The sequence below is a fragment of the Bacillus cereus group sp. BfR-BA-01350 genome, assembly GCF_022663775.1.
GTDB lineage: Bacteria > Bacillota > Bacilli > Bacillales > Bacillaceae_G > Bacillus_A > Bacillus_A paranthracis.
Genome location: NZ_JAKUGD010000032.1, coordinates 1 through 1,274, shown reverse-complemented (window position 1 = coordinate 1,274; position 1,274 = coordinate 1). Strand labels below are relative to the sequence as shown.

Genomic DNA, 1,274 nt, shown 5'->3' with positions numbered 1-1,274 from the left:
GTATGTTCTTTGAAAACTAGATAACAGTGTAGCTCATATTTTTTAATTTTTAGTTTGGTTAAGTTAGAAAGGGCGCACGGTGGATGCCTTGACACTAGGAGTCGATGAAGGACGGGACTAACGCCGATATGCTTCGGGGAGCTGTAAGTAAGCTTTGATCCGAAGATTTCCGAATGGGGAAACCCACCATACGTAATGGTATGGTATCCTTATCTGAATACATAGGGTAAGGAAGACAGACCCAGGGAACTGAAACATCTAAGTACCTGGAGGAAGAGAAAGCAAATGCGATTTCCTGAGTAGCGGCGAGCGAAACGGAACATAGCCCAAACCAAGAGGCTTGCCTCTTGGGGTTGTAGGACATTCTATACGGAGTTACAAAGGAACGAGGTAGACGAAGCGACCTGGAAAGGTCCGTCGTAGAGGGTAACAACCCCGTAGTCGAAACTTCGTTCTCTCTTGAATGTATCCTGAGTACGGCGGAACACGTGAAATTCCGTCGGAATCTGGGAGGACCATCTCCCAAGGCTAAATACTCCCTAGTGATCGATAGTGAACCAGTACCGTGAGGGAAAGGTGAAAAGCACCCCGGAAGGGGAGTGAAAGAGATCCTGAAACCGTGTGCCTACAAATAGTCAGAGCCCGTTAACGGGTGATGGCGTGCCTTTTGTAGAATGAACCGGCGAGTTACGATCCCGTGCGAGGTTAAGCTGAAGAGGCGGAGCCGCAGCGAAAGCGAGTCTGAATAGGGCGTTTAGTACGTGGTCGTAGACCCGAAACCAGGTGATCTACCCATGTCCAGGGTGAAGTTCAGGTAACACTGAATGGAGGCCCGAACCCACGCACGTTGAAAAGTGCGGGGATGAGGTGTGGGTAGCGGAGAAATTCCAATCGAACCTGGAGATAGCTGGTTCTCCCCGAAATAGCTTTAGGGCTAGCCTTAAGTGTAAGAGTCTTGGAGGTAGAGCACTGATTGGACTAGGGGTCCTCATCGGATTACCGAATTCAGTCAAACTCCGAATGCCAATGACTTATCCTTAGGAGTCAGACTGCGAGTGATAAGATCCGTAGTCAAAAGGGAAACAGCCCAGACCGCCAGCTAAGGTCCCAAAGTGTGTATTAAGTGGAAAAGGATGTGGAGTTGCTTAGACAACTAGGATGTTGGCTTAGAAGCAGCCACCATTTAAAGAGTGCGTAATAGCTCACTAGTCGAGTGACTCTGCGCCGAAAATGTACCGGGGCTAAATACACCACCGAAGCTGCGGATTGATACC

At 49.1% G+C, this 1,274-nt stretch carries 1 rRNA gene; it reads left to right on the top strand.

The annotated features are described in order from the left end of the window. Window positions 1-56: 56 nt before the first annotated feature. Window positions 57-1,274, top strand: a 23S ribosomal RNA gene (locus MR147_RS26680); the annotation flags it as partial.